20 protein-coding genes are annotated in these 17,629 nt (G+C 70.9%); 8 read left to right on the top strand and 12 right to left on the bottom strand.

Going from position 1 to position 17,629, the window contains the following annotated elements; genetic code table 11:
• From ACWD5F_RS16375 to ACWD5F_RS16365, 3 genes are read right to left on the bottom strand one after another with little or no spacing between them, the layout of a single operon-like run.
• Positions 1–1,503, bottom strand: a complete 1,503-nt coding sequence (locus tag ACWD5F_RS16375; RefSeq protein ID WP_451254848.1) for an MFS transporter — start codon at positions 1,501–1,503, stop codon at positions 1–3.
• Positions 1,504–1,559: 56 nt separating this feature from the next.
• Positions 1,560–2,540: a zinc-binding dehydrogenase gene (locus tag ACWD5F_RS16370; RefSeq protein WP_451254846.1), complete on the bottom strand. Its 981-nt coding sequence runs from the start codon at positions 2,538–2,540 to the stop codon at positions 1,560–1,562.
• Positions 2,541–2,597: 57 nt separating this feature from the next.
• Positions 2,598–3,767 (bottom strand): NAD(P)-binding protein, encoded by a 1,170-nt coding sequence (locus tag ACWD5F_RS16365; protein ID WP_451254844.1) that lies wholly within the window; start codon positions 3,765–3,767, stop codon positions 2,598–2,600.
• Between the two features lie 149 nt (positions 3,768–3,916).
• Here ACWD5F_RS16365 and ACWD5F_RS16360 point away from each other — a divergent pair, with 149 nt between their 5' ends.
• A complete protein-coding gene (locus tag ACWD5F_RS16360) occupies positions 3,917–4,594 on the top strand; it encodes a pentapeptide repeat-containing protein (RefSeq protein WP_451254842.1) in 678 nt (225 codons plus the stop codon).
• Positions 4,595–4,630: 36 nt separating this feature from the next.
• On the opposite strand, the gene ACWD5F_RS16355 is transcribed toward ACWD5F_RS16360, so the two are convergent.
• The 3 genes from ACWD5F_RS16355 to ACWD5F_RS16345 form a co-directional block, all read right to left on the bottom strand.
• Entirely contained in the window at positions 4,631–4,942 is a 312-nt protein-coding gene (locus ACWD5F_RS16355) for an aldehyde dehydrogenase family protein (RefSeq protein ID WP_451255121.1), read from the bottom strand.
• Positions 4,943–5,051: 109 nt separating this feature from the next.
• Positions 5,052–5,510 carry an SRPBCC family protein gene (locus tag ACWD5F_RS16350; RefSeq protein ID WP_401715843.1) on the bottom strand — a complete coding sequence of 153 codons (459 nt, stop codon included), beginning with the start codon at positions 5,508–5,510 and terminating at the stop codon, positions 5,052–5,054.
• 118 nt (positions 5,511–5,628) lie between these two features.
• On the bottom strand, positions 5,629–6,129 hold the full coding sequence (locus ACWD5F_RS16345) for a hypothetical protein (protein ID WP_451254840.1): 501 nt from the start codon (positions 6,127–6,129) through the stop codon (positions 5,629–5,631).
• A 37-nt stretch (positions 6,130–6,166) separates the two neighbouring features.
• Between ACWD5F_RS16345 and ACWD5F_RS16340 the strand changes: the two genes are divergently transcribed.
• Positions 6,167–7,588 (top strand): M1 family metallopeptidase, encoded by a 1,422-nt coding sequence (locus ACWD5F_RS16340; RefSeq protein WP_451254838.1) that lies wholly within the window; start codon positions 6,167–6,169, stop codon positions 7,586–7,588.
• Between the two features lie 3 nt (positions 7,589–7,591).
• Here the strand turns inward: ACWD5F_RS16340 and ACWD5F_RS16335 are convergent, their stop codons facing one another.
• Positions 7,592–8,122 carry an N-acetyltransferase family protein gene (locus tag ACWD5F_RS16335; protein WP_451254836.1) on the bottom strand — a complete coding sequence of 177 codons (531 nt, stop codon included), beginning with the start codon at positions 8,120–8,122 and terminating at the stop codon, positions 7,592–7,594.
• 355 nt (positions 8,123–8,477) lie between these two features.
• On the opposite strand from ACWD5F_RS16335, the gene ACWD5F_RS16330 reads away from it, so the two are divergent.
• Both ACWD5F_RS16330 and ACWD5F_RS16325 read left to right on the top strand, forming a co-directional pair.
• Positions 8,478–8,726: a hypothetical protein gene (locus ACWD5F_RS16330; RefSeq protein ID WP_451254834.1), complete on the top strand. Its 249-nt coding sequence runs from the start codon at positions 8,478–8,480 to the stop codon at positions 8,724–8,726.
• Positions 8,723–8,854 (top strand): hypothetical protein, encoded by a 132-nt coding sequence (locus ACWD5F_RS16325; RefSeq protein WP_451254832.1) that lies wholly within the window; start codon positions 8,723–8,725, stop codon positions 8,852–8,854. Before ACWD5F_RS16330 ends, ACWD5F_RS16325 begins: the two co-directional genes overlap by 4 nt.
• Before the next feature lie 124 nt (positions 8,855–8,978).
• Here ACWD5F_RS16325 and ACWD5F_RS16320 read toward each other — a convergent pair whose 3' ends face one another.
• Positions 8,979–9,554 (bottom strand): TerD family protein, encoded by a 576-nt coding sequence (locus ACWD5F_RS16320; RefSeq protein ID WP_451254830.1) that lies wholly within the window; start codon positions 9,552–9,554, stop codon positions 8,979–8,981.
• Between the two features lie 187 nt (positions 9,555–9,741).
• On the opposite strand from ACWD5F_RS16320, the gene arfB reads away from it, so the two are divergent.
• Positions 9,742–10,170: an alternative ribosome rescue aminoacyl-tRNA hydrolase ArfB gene (arfB, locus tag ACWD5F_RS16315; RefSeq protein ID WP_401715853.1), complete on the top strand. Its 429-nt coding sequence runs from the start codon at positions 9,742–9,744 to the stop codon at positions 10,168–10,170.
• Between the two features lie 160 nt (positions 10,171–10,330).
• The gene (locus tag ACWD5F_RS16310) at positions 10,331–11,188 is read left to right on the top strand and encodes a sigma-70 family RNA polymerase sigma factor (RefSeq protein ID WP_451254828.1); all 858 of its coding nucleotides are present in this window, start codon (positions 10,331–10,333) and stop codon (positions 11,186–11,188) included.
• Here the strand turns inward: ACWD5F_RS16310 and ACWD5F_RS16305 are convergent.
• Together ACWD5F_RS16305 and ACWD5F_RS16300 are read right to left on the bottom strand one after the other, a co-directional pair.
• Positions 11,185–11,673, bottom strand: coding sequence for a GNAT family N-acetyltransferase (locus ACWD5F_RS16305; RefSeq protein WP_451254826.1), 489 nt, complete (start codon positions 11,671–11,673; stop codon positions 11,185–11,187). The genes ACWD5F_RS16310 and ACWD5F_RS16305 overlap by 4 nt on opposite strands.
• Before the next feature lie 58 nt (positions 11,674–11,731).
• Positions 11,732–12,316: a flavin reductase family protein gene (locus ACWD5F_RS16300; RefSeq protein ID WP_451254824.1), complete on the bottom strand. Its 585-nt coding sequence runs from the start codon at positions 12,314–12,316 to the stop codon at positions 11,732–11,734.
• Positions 12,317–12,653: 337 nt separating this feature from the next.
• Here ACWD5F_RS16300 and cdgB point away from each other — a divergent pair, with 337 nt between their 5' ends.
• Both cdgB and ACWD5F_RS16290 read left to right on the top strand, forming a co-directional pair.
• Positions 12,654–14,348: a diguanylate cyclase CdgB gene (gene cdgB, locus ACWD5F_RS16295; RefSeq protein WP_451254822.1), complete on the top strand. Its 1,695-nt coding sequence runs from the start codon at positions 12,654–12,656 to the stop codon at positions 14,346–14,348.
• A 132-nt stretch (positions 14,349–14,480) separates the two neighbouring features.
• Entirely contained in the window at positions 14,481–15,428 is a 948-nt protein-coding gene (locus ACWD5F_RS16290) for a carbohydrate-binding protein (RefSeq protein WP_451254820.1), read from the top strand.
• 31 nt (positions 15,429–15,459) lie between these two features.
• On the opposite strand, the gene ACWD5F_RS16285 is transcribed toward ACWD5F_RS16290, so the two are convergent.
• Complete coding sequence (locus ACWD5F_RS16285; RefSeq protein WP_451254818.1) at positions 15,460–16,389, bottom strand: 1-phosphofructokinase family hexose kinase; 930 nt, start codon at positions 16,387–16,389, stop codon at positions 15,460–15,462.
• Positions 16,390–16,477: 88 nt separating this feature from the next.
• Entirely contained in the window at positions 16,478–17,608 is a 1,131-nt protein-coding gene (gene nagA, locus ACWD5F_RS16280; protein WP_451255119.1) for an N-acetylglucosamine-6-phosphate deacetylase, read from the bottom strand.
• Between the last annotated feature and the right edge of the window lie 21 nt (positions 17,609–17,629).

The raw sequence follows: 17,629 nt of genomic DNA, 5'->3' as shown, positions 1-17,629 counted from the left end.
TCATGCCACCGGCTCGGGCACGGCCGCCTCCGCCGGCGCGCCCTGCCTGGGCGGCTTCGCCGTGACCATCAGGCCCGCGACCAGACCGGCGAGGAGCATGATGCCGACGGCGCACCAGATGGCGACCGTGTAGCCGTGCACGATGCCTTCCCTGGTGACCAGGGCACGCTGGGCGGGGTTGTGGAGATGCGCGGCGATGTAGGTCGTACCGCTGGTGGTGGCGATGGTGTTGAGCAGCGCCGTACCGATCGAACCGCCCACCTGCTGCGAGGTGTTGACCGTCGCCGAGGTCACGCCCGCGTCCTGCGGGGCGACTCCGGCGGTGGCCGTGGAGAACACCGGCATGAAGGTGAGGCCCATGCCCAGGCCCATCAGGATCAGGGCGGGCAGGATCTCGGTGGGGTAGTCGGAGTGCACGGTCATCTGGGTGAGGATCAGCATGCCGCCGGCGGCCAGCACCATGCCCGGGACCATCAGGGCGCGCGGCGCGACACGGGTCAGCAGCCGGGCCGAGATCTGCGTGGAGCCGATGATGATGGCGACGGTCAGCGGCAGGAAGGCCAGGCCGGTCTTCACGGGCGAGTAGCCGAGGATGACCTGGAGGTAGTAGGTCATGAACAGGAACAGCCCGAACATGCCGATGACGGCGAGCCCCATGGTGAGGAAGCACCCGGCGCGGTTGCGGTCCTTGACGATGTGCAGCGGCAGCAGGGGCGACGGCGCCCGCGTCTGCCACCACACGAACGCGACCAGGAGCGCGACCCCGCCGAAGATCAGGCCCAGGACCAACGGGTCGCTCCAGCCCCGGGGTTCGGCCTCGCTGAACCCGTAGACGATCGCGACCAGACCGCCGCAGCCCAGCAGCACACCGGGCACGTCGAGCCGGGCGCCGGTGTGTCCCGGCCGGTCGTGCAGCAGCGCGAAGGCACCGAAGACCGCGACGACCGCGATCGGCACGTTCACGTACAGGCACCAGCGCCAGTCCAGGTACTCGGTGAGCAGCCCGCCGACGATGAACCCGATCGCCGAACCGCTGCCGGCCAGCGCTCCGTAGATGCCGAAGGCCTTGCCGCGTTCCTTGGGGTCGGTGAAGGTCGTCGTCAGCAAGGAGAGCGCGGAGGGCGCGAGGACGGCGGCGAAGACGCCCTGGAGCGCGCGGGCGCCGAACAGCATGCCCGAGGTGGTGGCCGCGCCGCCCAGCGCGGAGGCGGCGGCGAAGCCGATGAGCCCGAAGATGAACGTCCGTTTGCGGCCCAGCAGGTCGGCGATCCGGCCGCCGAGCAGGAGGAGCCCGCCGAAGGCCAACGTGTAGGCGGTGATGACCCATTGGCGGTTGCCGTCGGACATGTGCAGATCGGTCTGGGCGGACGGAAGCGCGATGTTCACGATGGTCGCGTCGAGCACCACCATCAGCTGCGCCAGCGCGATGATCACCAAGCCCCACCAGCGGCGGGGATCGGCGTCCACGGGCGGGCCGTTCTCACCTGTCCGGGTGCCACTCATCTGGCCAGAAGACCATGAACGGGGGCCGGTCGCATCTTCGGGTGCGGACTTGCTGGTCATGGCTCCAGTACCACCTTTCCGGTCGTCGCGCGCGTCTGGAGCGCGCGGTGCGCGGCGGCCGCCTCGGCGAGCGGGAACCGCTGCACGGCGGGGGTCAGCCGGCCCTCGGCGGCCTCGGCGAGGGCGCGCAGTTCGAGCGTGCGTACGGGGTCGGGGCCGCCGGCCCGCCGCATCATCACGGGGCCCAGGACCTGCTCGGAGACCCCTTCCACGAGGTAGGGCGCGCCGCCCCGGATGCCCTCGGCGGACCAGCCGAAGACGAGATGCCTGCCCCCGGGCCCGAGCAGCCCCACGGCCTCGCGCGCGACCTCCCCGCCCACCCCGTCGAAGACGACGGTGGCGGCCCGCCCGCCGAGAAAGGCGCGCACCTTCTCCGTCCACCCCGGGTCCGTGTAGTCGACGGCGAGATCGGCGCCGTTGGCCTGCACGCGCGCGACCTTCTCGATTCCGCCGGCAAGGCCCACGACGACGGCACCGGCGTGCTTGGCGTACTGCACGAGGAGCGTCCCGATCCCGCCCGCGGCGGCCGGGACCACGACCACCGAGTCACCGCCCAGCTCGACGAACTGAAGGATCCCCATCGCCGTACGCCCCGTCCCGATCATGGCGACGGCCTCGCCGAAGTCGAGGTTCGCCGGGATCTCGTGCACGCGGTCGACATCGGTGACGGCGAGTTCGGCGTACCCGCCCGGGGCGAAGCCGAGATGAGCGACCACCCGCAGACCCAGCCACAGCTTGGCTACCCCCTCGCCGAGCGACTCGACGACCCCGGCGACCTCACGGCCGGGCACGGTGGGCAGCACGGTCGGCCGGGGCAGCGGCCCCTGGTCGCCCTCGCGCAGGGCCGTGTCCAGCAGGTGCACGCCGGCGGCCTCGACGGCGATACGGACCTGGCCCGGGCCCGGCAGCGGGTCGGGGACCTCCTCGTAGGTGAGGTTCTCGGCCGGGCCGAAGGTGTGCAGACGGATGGCGTGCATGGTGGTTCCCCCAGCTGTCGGTGAGGCCTCCTGGCCTGTGCGGCCCACCCTCCAACCTCAGGCTTGCTTGAGGTCAAGGGCGGCGCGGCCACGCGCGCCGAGGGCGAGGGAGACGGCGGTCAGCGCGCTGTTGAAGGAGACCTCGGACAGCACACCGGGCACCGCGACCTGGTCGCCCGCGAGATAGACGCCGCCGCCCCGGTCGACGGCCGGCCGGTCCCGCCAGCTCGTGCCTGGCAGGTCCACGGCTCCCGTACGACCGTTGGCGGTGGCCTCGCGCCGCCAGGTCACGCGCTCGCGCCAGCCCTCGAACCCGAGGTCGAGGAGCTGTTCGGCGCGGGCGACACCGTCGGCCCGGCACTCGTGCGGAGCGATCGGGATCTGCCCCTGGAGGAGCTGCTCGCCGGCCGGCGCGAGGGACCGGTCCTGCGCGGTGAACCGCTCGATCCAGCCGGGCGCGTCCAGGTCGGACACCGCGAAGGCGTCCCCGCGCCGGGTCCGCAGGGCGAGGTCGAGGAGTGCGGTACGGCCGCTCGGCCAGGTCAGCGAGTCGTCCCCGAGCAGCCGCCGGGCCGCGTCGAGGGAGGTGGCGACGACGACCGGCGCATCGGTCGGCAGGGTGTCGACGCGCGCCAGCGTCTCCATCCGCACGCCCAGGTTCCAGGCCCGCGCGGCCATCCGGTCGATGACGGTCGCCCAGCCGCCGCGCGGATAGTGCGCCTCGGGCGGCAACCGGGTGGCCCGCCGCAACCGCTCCTGCACGAACGCGGCGGACAGCGCGCCGGGATCGTGGTGGAACAGGGCCACGGCCGAGTAGTTGGCGGCGGCCCGCGCCCCCTCCTCGCCGGCGATGCCGGTCGCCCAGGTGCGGAAGTCGACGTCCACGGGAGCCTGTTGGACACCGGGCCGCAGCAGCTTGAGCATCGCGAACGGCGGGGTCCGGCGCAGCACGCCCTGGTGCCGCACCCGCATCCGGGCCGCCTCCAGCGGCGGCACGGGCGCGAGCGGCCCGATCAGATCCCGCTGCCTGAGCCAGGTCCAGTGCGGGCCGCCGCTGTAGAACGCGTGCGGCCCTTCGTTCGTCCCGTACGGCCCCTCGGCGGTCCGCGCCCGCCCGCCGAGGGTGTGATGCGCTTCGTACACGGTCACCTTGGCGCCCGCCTCGGCAGCGGTGACGGCAGCGGTCAGTCCGGCGAATCCGCCGCCGATGACGGTGATGCGGTGCATGGGTGGCTCTCCCTCGGATCGGGTCTCGTTCTGTACGGCCTTTCTCCCTGTACGACTGATCGGGGCCCGGAAATGTGACATGAGCGTGCGTAGTCGCTGGTCAGGGGCCGGCCCGGGGGATTGTCAGTGGCGGGGTGCAGGATGGGGCCATGGCGAGTAAAGCGACGAGCGCTACGGCGGTGAAGGCGGCGCGCCGCCCCGAGATCCGGCTGCCCGCGCTGGAGCCCTTCGGGGACGGGGAGTTGATGCCGGACGGGGACTACGACGGCCTGGAGCTGCGGGAGTTGGACTTCGCGGGACAGGACGGCGGGGGTGCCCGTTTCATGGACTGCGCGCTGACGGGATGCGCGCTGGACGAGACGAGACTGCATCACGCACGCGTCCTGGACTCCGTCCTGACCGGCCTACGAGGAGTCGGCACCGACCTCGCCGAGTCCACGTTCCGTGACGTCGAGCTGATCGACGCGCGCCTGGGCGGCACCCAGCTGCACGGGGCCGTACTGGAGCGGGTGGTGATCCGCGGCGGCAAGATCGACTACCTCAACCTGCGCACGGCGAAGCTCAAGGACGTCGTCTTCGAGTCCTGCGTCCTGGTGGAACCGGACTTCGGCGGCGCCCGCCTGGAGCGCGTGGAGTTCGTGGACTGCGCGCTGAGACAGGTGGATCTGACGGGTGCGGTCCTGAAGGACGTGGACCTCAGAGGCGCGGCGGAGCTGGACATCGCACGGGGCGTGGACCGGCTGTCCGGATCGGTGATCAGTCCGGCCCAACTGGTGGATCTGGCGGCGGTGTTGGCGGGGGAGCTGGGGATCAGGGTGGAGGGGTGAGAGGGCTCACGGAGCGTGCCCTCGCAGGGCGTGCCCTCACCTCGGCCGTGTGGTGCCGTACCTCTTCACGAAGACCTCGAAGGTCTGCACCGGGCCGAACACCTCCTCCTGGACGACGGGCACGTCGACGTCGTCGGTCTCGATGAGGGACGGCCGGTAGAACGCGCCGTCGCGCAGCTCGGGCGCGTCCGGGACTCCACCCCGGACCAGCACCTTCGCGTAGTCGGCCGCCTCCTTGACGAGGCGGTCCACCCGGGCGACGGCGGCCTTGTCGATCAGCGGGCCGAGCTGACTGGCCGGGTCGTCCGCGGGGCCGACCCGCACCGAGCCCGGCGCGTCGGTGACCAGGGGGCGCAGATCGCGGATCTCACGGATCTGCTGTGGCGGGGGATGCGGGCGACTCCCAGAACCCCCGAGGGGCCCGAGGACCCCTCGGGCCCCTGAAACCCGCGGACCTCTAGGCCGGCTTGGTCTCCGCCTCCACCGCGGCCTTGATCCGCTGCCCGAACGCGGGACCGTCCTTGCGGGCCGCGGCCGCCGCGAAGCCCACCAGCAGCTTTCCGATGCCGTGGCCTTCGAGGACGTTGAAGATCCGCACGCGGGTGGTGTCGGGGCCGGTGGACTCCAGGTCGTAGCCGCCTCGGTCCGCCGTCACCGCGTTCTTCGAGGTCTCCGCCCACCGGATCCGGTGGGGCGCCTCGAACTCGGTGATCCGGAACGTCCGGCCCGTCTTCATGCCGGCGTCCTTGACCGTGCTGGTGAAGACGGTGCCTACGGCCGTCGGACCCTCCGGGGTCTTCGTGATCGACTGGACCCGTGGGCTGAACTTGGGGTCGTTCGTGCCCTCGGCGAGGAAGGCGAAGACGTCCTCGATGGAGCGGTTGATCTCGGTTGTCGCCTCGAACTGGCCGGCCACGGTTCCTCCTGTGCTGCGATCGCGGAAGCTCCTGCGGAGTGCGCACTGGTATTCCGAGCGTCTTCTTTTCCGAGCGTTCTCAGCCTATCGGCGGGACCCCGTCCCTGCCCCTCGTGCGTCAGTTCACCCGGGGAAACTTGGCCTGCAGGGTCCAGATCGCCGGATTCTCGCCAAGGTCCTCGTGCAGGTCCACCAGGTCGGCGATCAGGTCCTGGAGGAAGTCCCGTGCCTCGCGCCGCAGTTCGCTGTGGGAGAAGGACAGCGGGGTCTCGTCGGCCGGCATCCAGTCCGACTCGACGTCCACCCACCCGAACCGCCGCTCGAAGAGCATGCGGTCGGTGGTCTCCGTGAAGTCCAGCTCCTCCCGCTGCGGACGCGCGGCGCGCGATCCCGCCGGGTCCCTGTCCAGCCGTTCCACGATGTCGCACAACGCCCACGCGAAGTCGAGCACCGGCACCCATCCCCAGGCTGTGGACAGTTCCCGGTCGCCCTCGGTGTCGGCGAGATAGACGTCCCCGCAGAACAGGTCGTGCCGCAGCGCATGGACGTCCGCACGGCGGTAGTCCGTCTGGGGCGGGTCGGGGAAGCGGTTGGAGAGGGCGTAGCCGATGTCGAGCACGTATGCGATGGTGTCACGCCGCCGTAAGATCATCGACGTGTCCCGATCTGTCCCCGTCGCCCCGGCCAACCTGCTGCTCGCCGTCCTCCTGGTCGGGTGCGGTCTGGTCGGATGCGACGGCGGGGTCAAGGGCACACCGGGCGGCTCCGGCCTGCGGGACCCGTACTTCCCCCGGGCGGGCAACGGCGGTTACGACGTCACGCACTACGACCTGACACTCGCGTACGACCCGGAGGACGGCGGGCAGCGGGGCACCCGGCTCACCGGCGAGGCGACCATCACCGCCCGCGCCACCCATGACCTCTCCGCCTTCGACCTCGACCTCAGGGGCCTGGACGTGACGGACGTCATGGTCGAGGGCCGGTCCGCCCGCTGGAACCGCGCCGGTCAGGAACTCACCGTCCGCCCCCACGACGACCTCGACAAGGGCGAGACCTTCCGAACCACCGTCCGCTACCACGGCACCCCGCAGACGATCACCGACCCCGACGGCTCCAAGGAGGGCTGGCTCCCCACGGAGGACGGCTCCCTCGCCCTCGGCGAACCGATCGGCTCCATGACGTGGTTCCCCGGCAACCACCACCCGTCGGACAAGGCGTCGTACGACATCGCGGTCACGGTCCCGAAGGGCCTCCAGGCAGTCTCCAACGGCGAGTTGACGGACGAGACGACCACCGGAAGCCGCACGACCTTCAGGTGGCACACCGCCGAACCGATGGCGAGCTACGTGGCCACGATCGCGGTGGGCCACTACGACATCAGCCGCTCGACGACGCCGGACGGCCTGCCGATCCACACGGCCGTGGACCCGACCCAGACGGCGGCAAGCCGCAAGGTGCTGGCACGGCTCCCCGAGATCATGGACTGGGCGCAGTACAACTTCGGCCCGTACCCCTTCGCTTCCACCGGCGCGATCGTCGACCGCCCGGACGACGCCGAGTACGCCCTGGAGACCCAGAACCGCCCCGTCTTCCCCGGCGCCCCCGACACCGAGACCCTCGTCCACGAAATCGCCCACCAGTGGTACGGCGACTCCGTCACCCCGAAGACCTGGCGCGACATGTGGCTGAACGAGGGCTTCGCGACGTACGCGGAGTGGCTGTGGGACGAGGACCACGACGGCGACACGGCGGAGCAGACCTTCACCTCCCTCTACGCGCACGGCGAGGACGACTACGAGGACCTCTGGGCCTTCCCACCGGCCCGCCCGAGCGGCCCCGGCCGCATCTCCGACACCCCCGTCTACCTGCGCGGCGCGATGGTCCTCCACAAGATCCGCCAGGCGGTCGGCGACGACACCTTCTACGACATCGTCCAGGGCTGGGCAGCCGCCCACCGCCACGGCAACGCGAACACGGCCGACTTCACGGCGTACGTGGAGAAACAGGCACCGGACAAGGACTTCACGGAGATCTGGAAGGACTGGCTGTACGGGGACGGCAAGCCGGACCAACCATGAGGCTCAAGCCCGCCCCTGACCGCCTAGTTCCTTGCGCAACACCGAGCAGGGTCGGCCGAGTTGGAGGTCGGCCCGATGCCCGATCACCTCGTATCCCAGGGCCGTCCAGAAGGCGAGCCCGTGGGGATTGGCGTCAAGTACGGCCAGCCGCACGGCGGTCCGCCCGGCCGCCCGGAACCGGTCCTCGACGAGGCCGGCCAACTGCCGCCCGTACCCCTTCCCCTGGGCCTCGGCGTCGATGAGCAGCAACCCGATCCACGGGTCGGGATCGGCCGGGTCGGGATGTCGGTCGAGGGTGATCGCAACCCCGACCAACCGCCCCGCGCTCCGCGCCAGCAGCACCTCCACCTCCGGATTCGCCAACTCGTCCGCCAGCGCGACCGCGACCTGCTCGGGCCGGATGTCGTCCGGGTTCGGGAAGTCGCCGCTGAGCGCGTGGAACTCCCGGTTGGAGGCGTAGAGGGCGGTGAGCTCGGTGAGGAGGGGGGTGGGGATGTCGTGGTCGGGGGTGACGGCGAGGGGAGTCAGCTGCATGGGTGGCAATTTATCGGGGAGCGGCCGGCGACTCAGTGTCAGGGTATTCACGTCGACGAATGACGCCGCCCAATCCGATGGAGCGCACATTGAATACTTCTGATGCGGTGACAGATGCTATTGGCCGACGCGGAATCCTCAAATACGCTGCGGCCGGCGCAGCAAGCGTGGGCGTTTCGGCAATCGCGCAGAACAGAGCCGTCGCGGCGCCGGTCGCGGCGGTGAGCGGTGATTCGGCCGAGTATCTGCAACAGCTCTACCAGGACGCGCTCGACGAGGGCGGCAAGCTGGTCGTGTGGGCGGGCGGCAGTTCTCCCAACCAGGAGGCGGGGACCCGGCAGGCGTTCGTCACCGCGTGTTCTCGCAGTACCGGGACTCCGACTACGCCTACATCGGCCTCCTGGGCCGTTCGTTCGGCCGCGTCAGCAACAGCGACCTCGTCACCGAGGCCGGGGCGCCCAGAGACGCCGGCGACTTCCTGACGACCGCGTTCCGCGACAGGATCGTGGTCCCGGACCCCACCTCGGAAGACGCCATCCTGTTCGCGTTCTACCTGGTGACGCAGAAGTACGGGGTTTCCAATGGCCGACCCGCCGCGACGTGACGCCGCCCGGCGGCTGGAATCCCATCACCGAATACAACAGCCCCTTGACCGGATTCCGTGAATTCCTGCGCGACCGCGCCGAGGTCGAACGCTTCCGGGCAGTGATCAAAACCTTCGTCGCCCCATAGCTCGGCCTATGGCCGCCGTATTTTCGTCTCCCCGAACGCCGGAGCCCCCGGTCCCGAACGGCGACCAGGGGGCTCCAGTTCAGCTCCGCTCAAAGGCGGCGCGGCTCAGTGGCAGCGACAGGCGTCAGACGCTCACGCCGAAGTCCTGGGCGATGCCGACCAGGCCCGAGGCGTAGCCCTGGCCCACCGCGCGGAACTTCCACTCGGCGCCGTTGCGGTAGAGCTCGCCGAAGACCATCGCCGTCTCCGTGGCCGCGTCCTCCGAGAGGTCGTAGCGGGCGATCTCGACGCCGCCTGCCTGGTTGATGATGCGGATGTAGGCGTTGCGGACCTGGCCGAAGTTCTGCGAGCGGTTCTCGGCGTCGTAGATGGAGACCGGGAAGACGATCTTCTCGACGTCGGCCGGGAGGCCCGCCAGGTTGACGTTGATCGCCTCGTCGTCGCCGTCGCCCTCACCCGTGCGGTTGTCGCCGGTGTGGACGATGGTCTGGTCCGGGGTCTGCTTGTTGTTGAAGAAGACGAAGTGACCGTCCGAGTAGACCTTGCCCTGCGGGTTGACCGCGATCGCGGAGGCGTCGAGGTCGAAGTCCGTGCCGGTGGTGGTGCGGACGTCCCAGCCGAGGCCCACGGTGACGGCCGTCAGGCCCGGGGCCTCCTTGGTGAGCGAGACGTTGCCACCCTTGGACAGGCTTACAGCCATTGTTGGGAGTCCCTTCCCTCGTTACGTCGTACGGGCTTCGCACTGTGGACGAAGCTACCGTCACCCGTATGAACGCCGCGGGGGGTCCCCAAGGTTCCGCACCCCTTTACCTTTTTTACCAACCGTTCGGCGGCTCGCCCGTGAAAACGGGGTGACGTGGACCGGACAGACCCGCGACCATGGAGTCATGTCCGGTCCCTATGCCATCCGCGGCTCCGTCTCGCTCCCCGAGGCCGAGCTCATCTGGCGTTTCTCGCGCTCCTCCGGACCCGGCGGGCAGCACGTCAACACCACCGACTCCCAGGTGGAGCTCCGCTTCGACCTGGCCAAGACCGAGTCGCTGCCCGAGGTGTGGAAGGCACGCGCGCTGGAGCGGCTGGCGGGGCGGCTCGTCGACGGCGTGATCAGCGTCCGTTCCTCCGAGCACCGCTCCCAGTGGCGCAACCGCGAGACCGCCGCCGTACGACTGGCCGCGCTGCTCGCCGAGGCCACCGCGCCGCCGCCGAGACCGCGCCGGGCGACCCGCATCCCGCGCGGGATCAACGAACGCCGGCTGCGCGAGAAGAAGCAGCGCTCCGACACCAAGCGCGGGCGGCAGGGGCGGGACTGGGGCTGAGGGTCCCGGTCGCCTCCTAGCCCTGGCGCATCCCCTATATACACAGTCGTAGAACGTCCTTTGTCGCAGCGGCCCTCCGCCGCCCGTCACATCGGCCCTCCGCCGTCCGTCATGTCGTCGACGACGACGGACACCGGACGACGGGCAAGGGGCTGTGGCCATGGACGCGAACGAAACAGAATTCCTCGCCCTGCGATTCGAATCGCACCGAAGTCATCTCCGCGCCGTCGCCCACCGCATGCTCGGCTCGCTCGCCGAGGCCGACGACGCGGTGCAGGAGGCCTGGTTCCGGCTCGTGCGCACCGACGCCCGGCAGGTGGAGAACCTCGGGGGCTGGCTGACGACCGTCGTCGGGCGGGTCTGCCTGGACATGCTGCGCTCCCGCAGGTCCCGCGCGGAGGAGCCGCTGGAGGCCCACGCGCGCGTGCCGGCCGCGGCTGGCGCCGATCCCGAGCAGGACACGCTGCTCGCCGACTCGGTGGGTGTCGCGCTGCTCGTCGTACTGGAGACGCTGTCCCCGCCCGAGCGGCTCGCGTTCGTGCTGCACGACCTGTTCGGGGTGTCGTACGAGGAGATCGGGACCGTCGTGGGGCGCTCCCCGGTGGCCGCGCGGCAGCTGGCCAGCCGGGCCCGGCGCCGGGTGCGGGGCGCCGAGGCGCCCGGCGCGGAACGGGCCCGCCAGGCTCGGCAGTGGCAGGTCGTGGACGCCTTCCTGGCGGCCACGCGGGACGGCGACTTCGCGGCCCTCGTCGAACTGCTCGACCCGGACGTCATCGCCCGCGCCGACACCGGAGTCACCTCGGGCGCGGCGGCGGTGGCCAACGGCGCGACGACCTACGGACGCTACGCGCACGTGACGCGACCGGCACTGGTCGACGGCGTCCCGGGCATCGCCGCGTTCGTCGACGACCGCGTGGAACGTGCGCTGACCTTCACCTTCGTACGGGATCGGATCGCCGTGATCGACATCGTGACCGCCCCCGACCTGGTCGCCCGCCTCGACGTCCGGCTCCGCTAGGCATCGGCCTGGTCGAGGTCCAGCACGCCCACCGTCTCGCCCTCGGAGAGCTCCCCGTTGGGGCGGAAGCCGAGGCGGAGGTAGAAGTTCTCGGGGCCGTGCTCGCCGGGGTGCCAGGTGACGTACAGCTCCTTGCCGCCCCGGCGGCGGATCTCGGCGGCGACGGACTCCACGGCGAACCGGCCGTATCCGCGGCCCTGTTCGTCGGCGGCGATGTTCAGGCGCCACAGGCCGGAGCGGAAGACGCTGCCGTCGGTGTGCCAGTCGATGTCGAAGAACGCCATGAGGAAGCCGACCGGACGCTCGCCGTCGACGATCAGCCGCGGCCAGGCGACCCCGGCGGGACGGACGTACGCCTCGGCGAGGGACTGCATGACCGGTGAGACGGCGAACTCCTGCTCCGGGCGGACCCGGATGCCGGTCGCGGCCTCGAAGGTGCGCGGGGTGATCTCTTCGAGGTGCAGCCATGGTGCCGTCGTCGCCATGCGCGCACCCTAGGCAGGCACTACGCGCGCGTGCCACGCAATTTCCCGCGGCCGGGGCTCAGCCCAACTGCCGGTACCGCCCCCGGAAGTACGCCAGCGGGCCCCCGTCCGCGCTCGGTACGGACGCCGTCAGGACGTGGCCGATCACCAGGGTGTGGTCGCCGGACGTGATCCTCTGTTCCGTCCGGCACTCCAGGGTGGCCAGCGCGCCGCCCACCAGGGGTGCGTCCGTGGCCTTGCCGCGGGTGTAGGGGATGTCCTCGAAGAGCAGGCGGTCGCTGATGCGGCCCTTCATGGCGAACCGGCCGGCGATGTGGCGCTGGCTCTCGGTGAGGACCGAGACCGCCCACAGGGGCTGCTCGGCGAGCAGGTCGTCCATGCGGGAGCCCTCGCGCACGCTGACCAGGACCAGGGGTGGGTCCAAGGAGACCGAGAGGAAGGCCGTGGCCGTCATGCCGACGTCCTCGCCGGGCGGCGCCGACGGGTCGTCGGGGTCCAGCGAGGGCTCCTGTGCGGTCACCAGCACCACGCCCGCGGTCAGCCGGGACATGGCGGCGCGGAACTCGTCATTGCTCACGCCCTCAGGATGCCGGGCGGCGGGCAGGGGGAGCGGCGGGGAGGTGGCGGCGGGAGTGTTCGGCACGTACGAAACGCTAATGTCCTCCCTGCGCGCCGGCATCGGGCCCCGGTCCGAGGCGGGTCCTAGGACCAAGGTCGGACCAGCGACGGAGGGGCGACGGATGAGTGGCAGAGGCCTGCACATACGTACAAAGATTGCGTTCAGCGAACGCACAGCGAAAACGCAGAAACTCCACACAATTGTTCATGTTTAGCTGTGACTTGAGTCACAAGGGGTACTAATTGTTGACCCTGTGTACCGAGTGGGCAGCGCGCTGTGATTCAGTGGCGGGGAAAGCTGCCAGAACGATACGCCGATGAGCACCCTTGATTCGCTGCGAGGACTCGGGGGGAGGGCGATCATGGAAACCGAGTCGGAGCCCTACGTCCGCCTCGCGTCCCTGCGACAACTGCACCAGGTCATGGCGGACATGAACACCGCGCGCAGCCTGGCCGACACACTCCAGACCGTGGCCGACGGCGTCGTCAACGGCCTCGGCTACGAGCTCGCGTGCGTCAACCTGGTCCGCCCCGACGGCGATCTCGTGGTCGCCGCCTTCGCGGGCAACCCCGCGGCCGAGGCACTGATCACCGGCCGTGTCGGCTCGCGCGACTCCTGGGAGCGCCGCCTCGGCATGGGTGAGCACTGGGGCGACCTGGTCTTCATCCCGCACACCGAGGGCTGGATCCTCGACGACGACGACGTACCGCAGTGGTACACGGACGGGCCCGCGCCCCGCTTCGAGGACGAGTGGCACCCCTCCGACCGGCTCTTCGCGCCCCTGTTCACGCCGGGCGTGAACGGCGGCGCGTGCGGCGAACTGATCGGCGTGCTCTCCGTGGACCGCCCGCGCAACGGCCGTCGGCCGGGCGCCTGGGGTCGCGAAGCGCTTCAGATGTACGCGTTCCAGGCCGCGATAGCGATCAGCAACGCACGACTTCGCGCCAATATGCAGCGCGCTCTGGTCAGGCTCGAAAGGGAGCAGCAGGCGCTGCGGGCCAGCGAGGAGAGCTTCCGGCAGGCCTTCGAGTACGCCCCCTCGGGCATGGCCATCGCCGAGATGGGCGGCGACCAGCACGGCCGAATACTGCGCACGAACGACGCCCTGTGCCGCCTGCTCGGCCGGCCCGCCTCCGCGATGCGCCGCTACGCCTTTTCCGACCTGGTCCACCCCGAGGACATCGGCACGCTGCTGAGAACCTCCGCCGAGGGTGGCCGCGCCGAGCTGAGACTCGGCCGCCGTGACGGCACCTACGTCTGGGTCAGCCTGCGCAACTCGGTCGTCGCGGACGCCGCCGACGGCCCGCGCTTCCTGCTCACCCACGTCGAGGAGATAGAGGAGCGCAAGCGCCGCGAGCTTCAGCTCGCCCACCGCGCCTCCCACGACTCCCTCACCGGCCTGCCGAACTCGGCCGAGCTGCGCTCCCGCCTCTCCAGCCGTCTCTGTCAGCGCGCGACGACACCCGGCGCCCTGGAGACCCTGGACGCGGCGGCCTACGGACACCAGGCCTACGACGCCAACGGACACGGCTTCGACTACCGGCCCGGCGGCGGCCTCGAAGTCATCGGCGGCTCCGGCGCACTGGACGGTTTCGACGGGTTCGACCACCACGTGCACACCGTCGCCCCCGAGGGCGAGGACGAGCGGGACGACGGCAGCAAGGGGCTCGCGGTCCTCTTCTGCGACCTCGACGGCTTCAAGTCGATCAACGACCGGTTCGGGCACAACTCGGGTGACGCGGTTCTCATCGAGGTCGCCCGGCGGCTGTCCCGGGGCGTGCGCGACGGGGACACCGTCGCCCGGCTCGGCGGCGACGAGTTCGTCGTCCTCGCCGACGGCCTCGGCCGCGCGGACGCCCAGGACCTGGCCGTACGGCTGCGCAACGAGATCATCCAGCCCATCCGCGTCGACGGCCGCGCCATGCGCGTGGGCGCCAGCTTCGGCATCGGGTGGGCGCACTGCGGGATGACCGCGGACGAGGTGCTGAAGTCCGCTGACGAGCGGATGTACGTAGAGAAACGATCTCGTCCCAAACAGCACAGACGGGCCGGATGATCTCCAGGTCAGGAGCCAGGTCCGCCGGTCGATGCGATCCGAGTCACCCGTTTGGGTCAGCGGGAGCGGGTAGGCTCGCCATTCTGACTCCACGTATCGCATCCGACCCGCACCGCTGAGGAGTACCTAGGGATGACGTCCGGCAACAACGGCGCCAGTACGCCCGAGGACGACGACCCGTTCGGCTACCTCTACGCCGACGGACAGGCCAAGGGAGCCCAACCGCCGTCCGGCGGTGGCTACGGCTACCCGAACTCGGTCAACCGGCAGCGTGCCGTCGGTCAGCGCCAGTACGGCGGCCAGCAGCAGGCCCCGGCCGCCGCGACCGCCCCGTACGCCCAGGTCCCGCAGCAGCCGGGCGCCTACCAGCAGCCGAACTCGCACTACGCGGCGCCGGAGACCTTCCCGGGCGGCGCGCCCACCGGGCAGCAGCAGTTCCGCAGCGACGGTGGCGGCGGCCGGGGCCGGGGGCCCAACACCAAGGGGCTGCTGATCGGCGCGATCGCGGTGGTCGCCGCGGTCGTCATCGGCATCGGCGTCGCGATGATGAACGGCGACTCCTCGGAGGACAAGGCGGGCGGCGACGCGTCGGCGACTCCGTCCACGTCCCAGAGCTCGGAGCCGAGCTCGTCGAGCTCGTCGGCAGCGGCGGCCGACCTGCCGGAGAGCGACGCGAAGACGATGCGTCTGGACGGCGGCACCAGCACCGCGTCCGACGTGAAGGGCGCCAAGGCCGACGGCGGTGTCTACGTACAGGGCTTCAACCAGGTCGGCGCCTCGGTCACCTGGACGGTCAACGGCATCCAGAAGTCCGGCACTTACCGGGTCTACGTCCGCTACAGCATCGCCGACCAGGATGCCGACGGGACGCTGACGATCAACGGCAAGGCCAGCGACCGGCCGCTGAACATGAAGAACTTCGGCGGAGTCGGCAAGGACTTCGAGAAGAACTGGCAGACCACCTGGGCTCAGGTCTCCCTGAACAAGGGCACCAACACGATCCAGCTCTCCTGCCAGCAGGGCAACAAGTGCAACGCCCTGCTCGACCAGTTCTCCGTGACGGAGAACGTCGACCAGTAGCGGTCGTCGTGCAGCGGTCCTCGTGCGGCGGTCAGGCCACGGAGGCTTCCTTCGTCACCGCCACCCGCCCCAGCAGCTCCTCGTACGCCGACCCGTCGAACTCGCCCGCCACCGGGGCCAGTACGGTCGCCGCCGACAGCGCGATCGCGCGGGTCAGGCGGTCCGGCCAGGGGAGTTGGTCGACCAGGCCCGACAGCAGACCCGCGACCGCCGAGTCGCCCGCGCCGGTCGGATTGCCGTGCACCCGGGCGGGCGGGGCGGCCCGCCAGCGCCCCTCCGGAGCGACCGCCAGCAGCCCCTGCGCGCCCAGTGAGGCGACGACGGCCCGGGCGCCCCGTCTGCGGGCGTCCTGCGTGGCACGCAACGGCTCGTGGGAGCCGGTGAGTTCGGCCAGTTCCTCGGCGTTCGGCTTGACGATGTCGGGGCGGGCGGCGACCCCGCGGCGCAGCGGCTCCCCGCTGGTGTCGAGCAGTACCGGGACTCCGGCCGCCCGCGCGGACCGCACCAGGCCGGCATACGCCCCCACCGGCACCCCCGGCGGCAGACTCCCGCACAGCGCCACCGCCGAGACCCCGCCCAGCAGATCCTCGTAGGCCTCCTGGAAGGCGGACCACTCGGCCGAAGTGACCGTCGGGCCGGGCTCGTTGAGCTGGGTCGTGTCGCCGGTCCCCTGGTCCACCACGGCGATCGTGCGCCGGGTCGCCCCGGTCACCGGCACGAGCGCGTCCACGACCCCCGCGGTGGCGGTCAGTTGCTCCTGCACGACCCGGCCGGTCGCGCCGCCCGTGAAACCGGTGACCGTCACCTCGTGGCCGAGGGCCGCGAGCACGCGGGCCACGTTCAGGCCCTTGCCGCCCGGCCGTTCGGTCACCTCGGTGACCCGGTGGGAGGCGTGCGGGCGCAGACCCGGTACGCGGTACGTGATGTCGAGAGCGGTGTTCAGCGTGACCGTGAGGATCACCTGGGCCGACCTCCCCCCGAGAAGGCGCACATTGAACGGCGGCCGCCCCAGTGTTCCAGGACGGCCGCCGCCTCAACAGCGGGACAGATCAGCCCAGTTGGGGATCGACCACCCATTCGCCGCGCCGCATGACGCCCTTGAGGTCGAAATGACGGTCGAGAAGGACCAGGTCGGCGTACTTGCCGGGCTCCAGGGAGCCGATCTCGCCGTAAGCCCCAAGGAGCCGGGCCGGGTTGGCGCACAGAGCGGCGACCGTGTCCTCGACGGACAGCCGGTCGACCGTCACCGACCGCTTGAACGCGCGGTCCAGCGTGAGGGTCGAGCCCGCGATCGAACCGCCCTCGACCAGCCGCGCCACACCCTCGCTGACCTCGACCTCCAACGGGCCGAGCATGTAACGGCCGTCACCGAAGCCCGCCGCGTCCATCGCGTCCGTGATGAACGCCACCCGGCCCGCGCCCGCGTGATGGAACGCCAACTCCAGGGAGGCGGGGTGCAGATGCGTACCGTCGTTGATCAACTCGACGGTGATACGCGGGTCTTCGAGGAGCGCGACGATCGGACCCGGGTCGCGGTGCCCGAGCGGCGGCATCGCGTTGAACAGGTGCGTGGCCACGGTCGCGCCCGCGTCGATCGCCTCCACCGTCTGCTCGTACGTCGCGTCCGTGTGGCCGATCGCCGCGATGACGCCGTGCTCGGCCAGCAGACGTACGGAGTCGAGGCCGCCGGGCAGTTCGGTGGCGAGCGTGACCATCTTCGCCCGGCCGCGCGCCGCGTCGATCAGCTTGCGCACGTCCGCCGGGTCTGGGTCGCGCAGGAGCTCCTCGGAGTGGGCGCCCTTGCGGCACGGGGAGATGAACGGGCCCTCGAAGTGGATCCCGGCGAGGTCGCCCTGCTCGGCCAACTCCGAGAGGATTCCGGCGCGTTGGGCGAGGAAGTCCATGTCGCCGGTGACGGTGGAGGCGACCAGGGTCGTCGTGCCGTGCAGGCGGTGGGTGTGGATGCCCTTGAGGACGTCGTCGACCGTGCCGGAGGTGAAGGACGCTCCGCCGCCGCCGTGGTTGTGGATGTCGACGAAGCCGGGTACCAGCCAGTGGTCGGTGACGTCGATGACCTGGGCGTTCTCCGGGGCTGCCCCGGCGATTCGGGGGCCGTCGACGATGACTCGGCCGGCTTTGACCGTTCCGGTGGGGAGGACCACGTCGGCGCCGGACAGGATCTGCGGCACAGTGCCGGATGC

The sequence above is a fragment of the Streptomyces sp. NPDC002499 genome (assembly GCF_053595415.1).
The sequence above is the reverse complement of the archived record's forward strand: the minus strand, read 5'-3'. Positions and strand labels throughout refer to the sequence as shown.

Excerpts from the sequence above, each read along its gene's own strand:
- ACWD5F_RS16375 (WP_451254848.1), bottom strand. The coding sequence starts at position 1,503 with ATGAGTGGCACCCGGACAGGTGAGAACGGCCCGCCCGTGGACGCCGAT.
- ACWD5F_RS16370 (WP_451254846.1), bottom strand. The coding sequence starts at position 2,540 with ATGCACGCCATCCGTCTGCACACCTTCGGCCCGGCCGAGAACCTCACC.
- ACWD5F_RS16365 (WP_451254844.1), bottom strand. The coding sequence starts at position 3,767 with ATGCACCGCATCACCGTCATCGGCGGCGGATTCGCCGGACTGACCGCT.
- ACWD5F_RS16360 (WP_451254842.1), top strand. The coding sequence starts at position 3,917 with ATGGCGAGTAAAGCGACGAGCGCTACGGCGGTGAAGGCGGCGCGCCGC.
- ACWD5F_RS16335 (WP_451254836.1), bottom strand. The coding sequence starts at position 8,122 with ATGCAGCTGACTCCCCTCGCCGTCACCCCCGACCACGACATCCCCACC.
- ACWD5F_RS16320 (WP_451254830.1), bottom strand. The coding sequence starts at position 9,554 with ATGGCTGTAAGCCTGTCCAAGGGTGGCAACGTCTCGCTCACCAAGGAG.
- arfB (WP_401715853.1), top strand. The coding sequence starts at position 9,742 with ATGTCCGGTCCCTATGCCATCCGCGGCTCCGTCTCGCTCCCCGAGGCC.
- ACWD5F_RS16310 (WP_451254828.1), top strand. The coding sequence starts at position 10,331 with ATGGACGCGAACGAAACAGAATTCCTCGCCCTGCGATTCGAATCGCAC.
- ACWD5F_RS16305 (WP_451254826.1), bottom strand. The coding sequence starts at position 11,673 with ATGGCGACGACGGCACCATGGCTGCACCTCGAAGAGATCACCCCGCGC.
- cdgB (WP_451254822.1), top strand. The coding sequence starts at position 12,654 with ATGGAAACCGAGTCGGAGCCCTACGTCCGCCTCGCGTCCCTGCGACAA.
- ACWD5F_RS16290 (WP_451254820.1), top strand. The coding sequence starts at position 14,481 with ATGACGTCCGGCAACAACGGCGCCAGTACGCCCGAGGACGACGACCCG.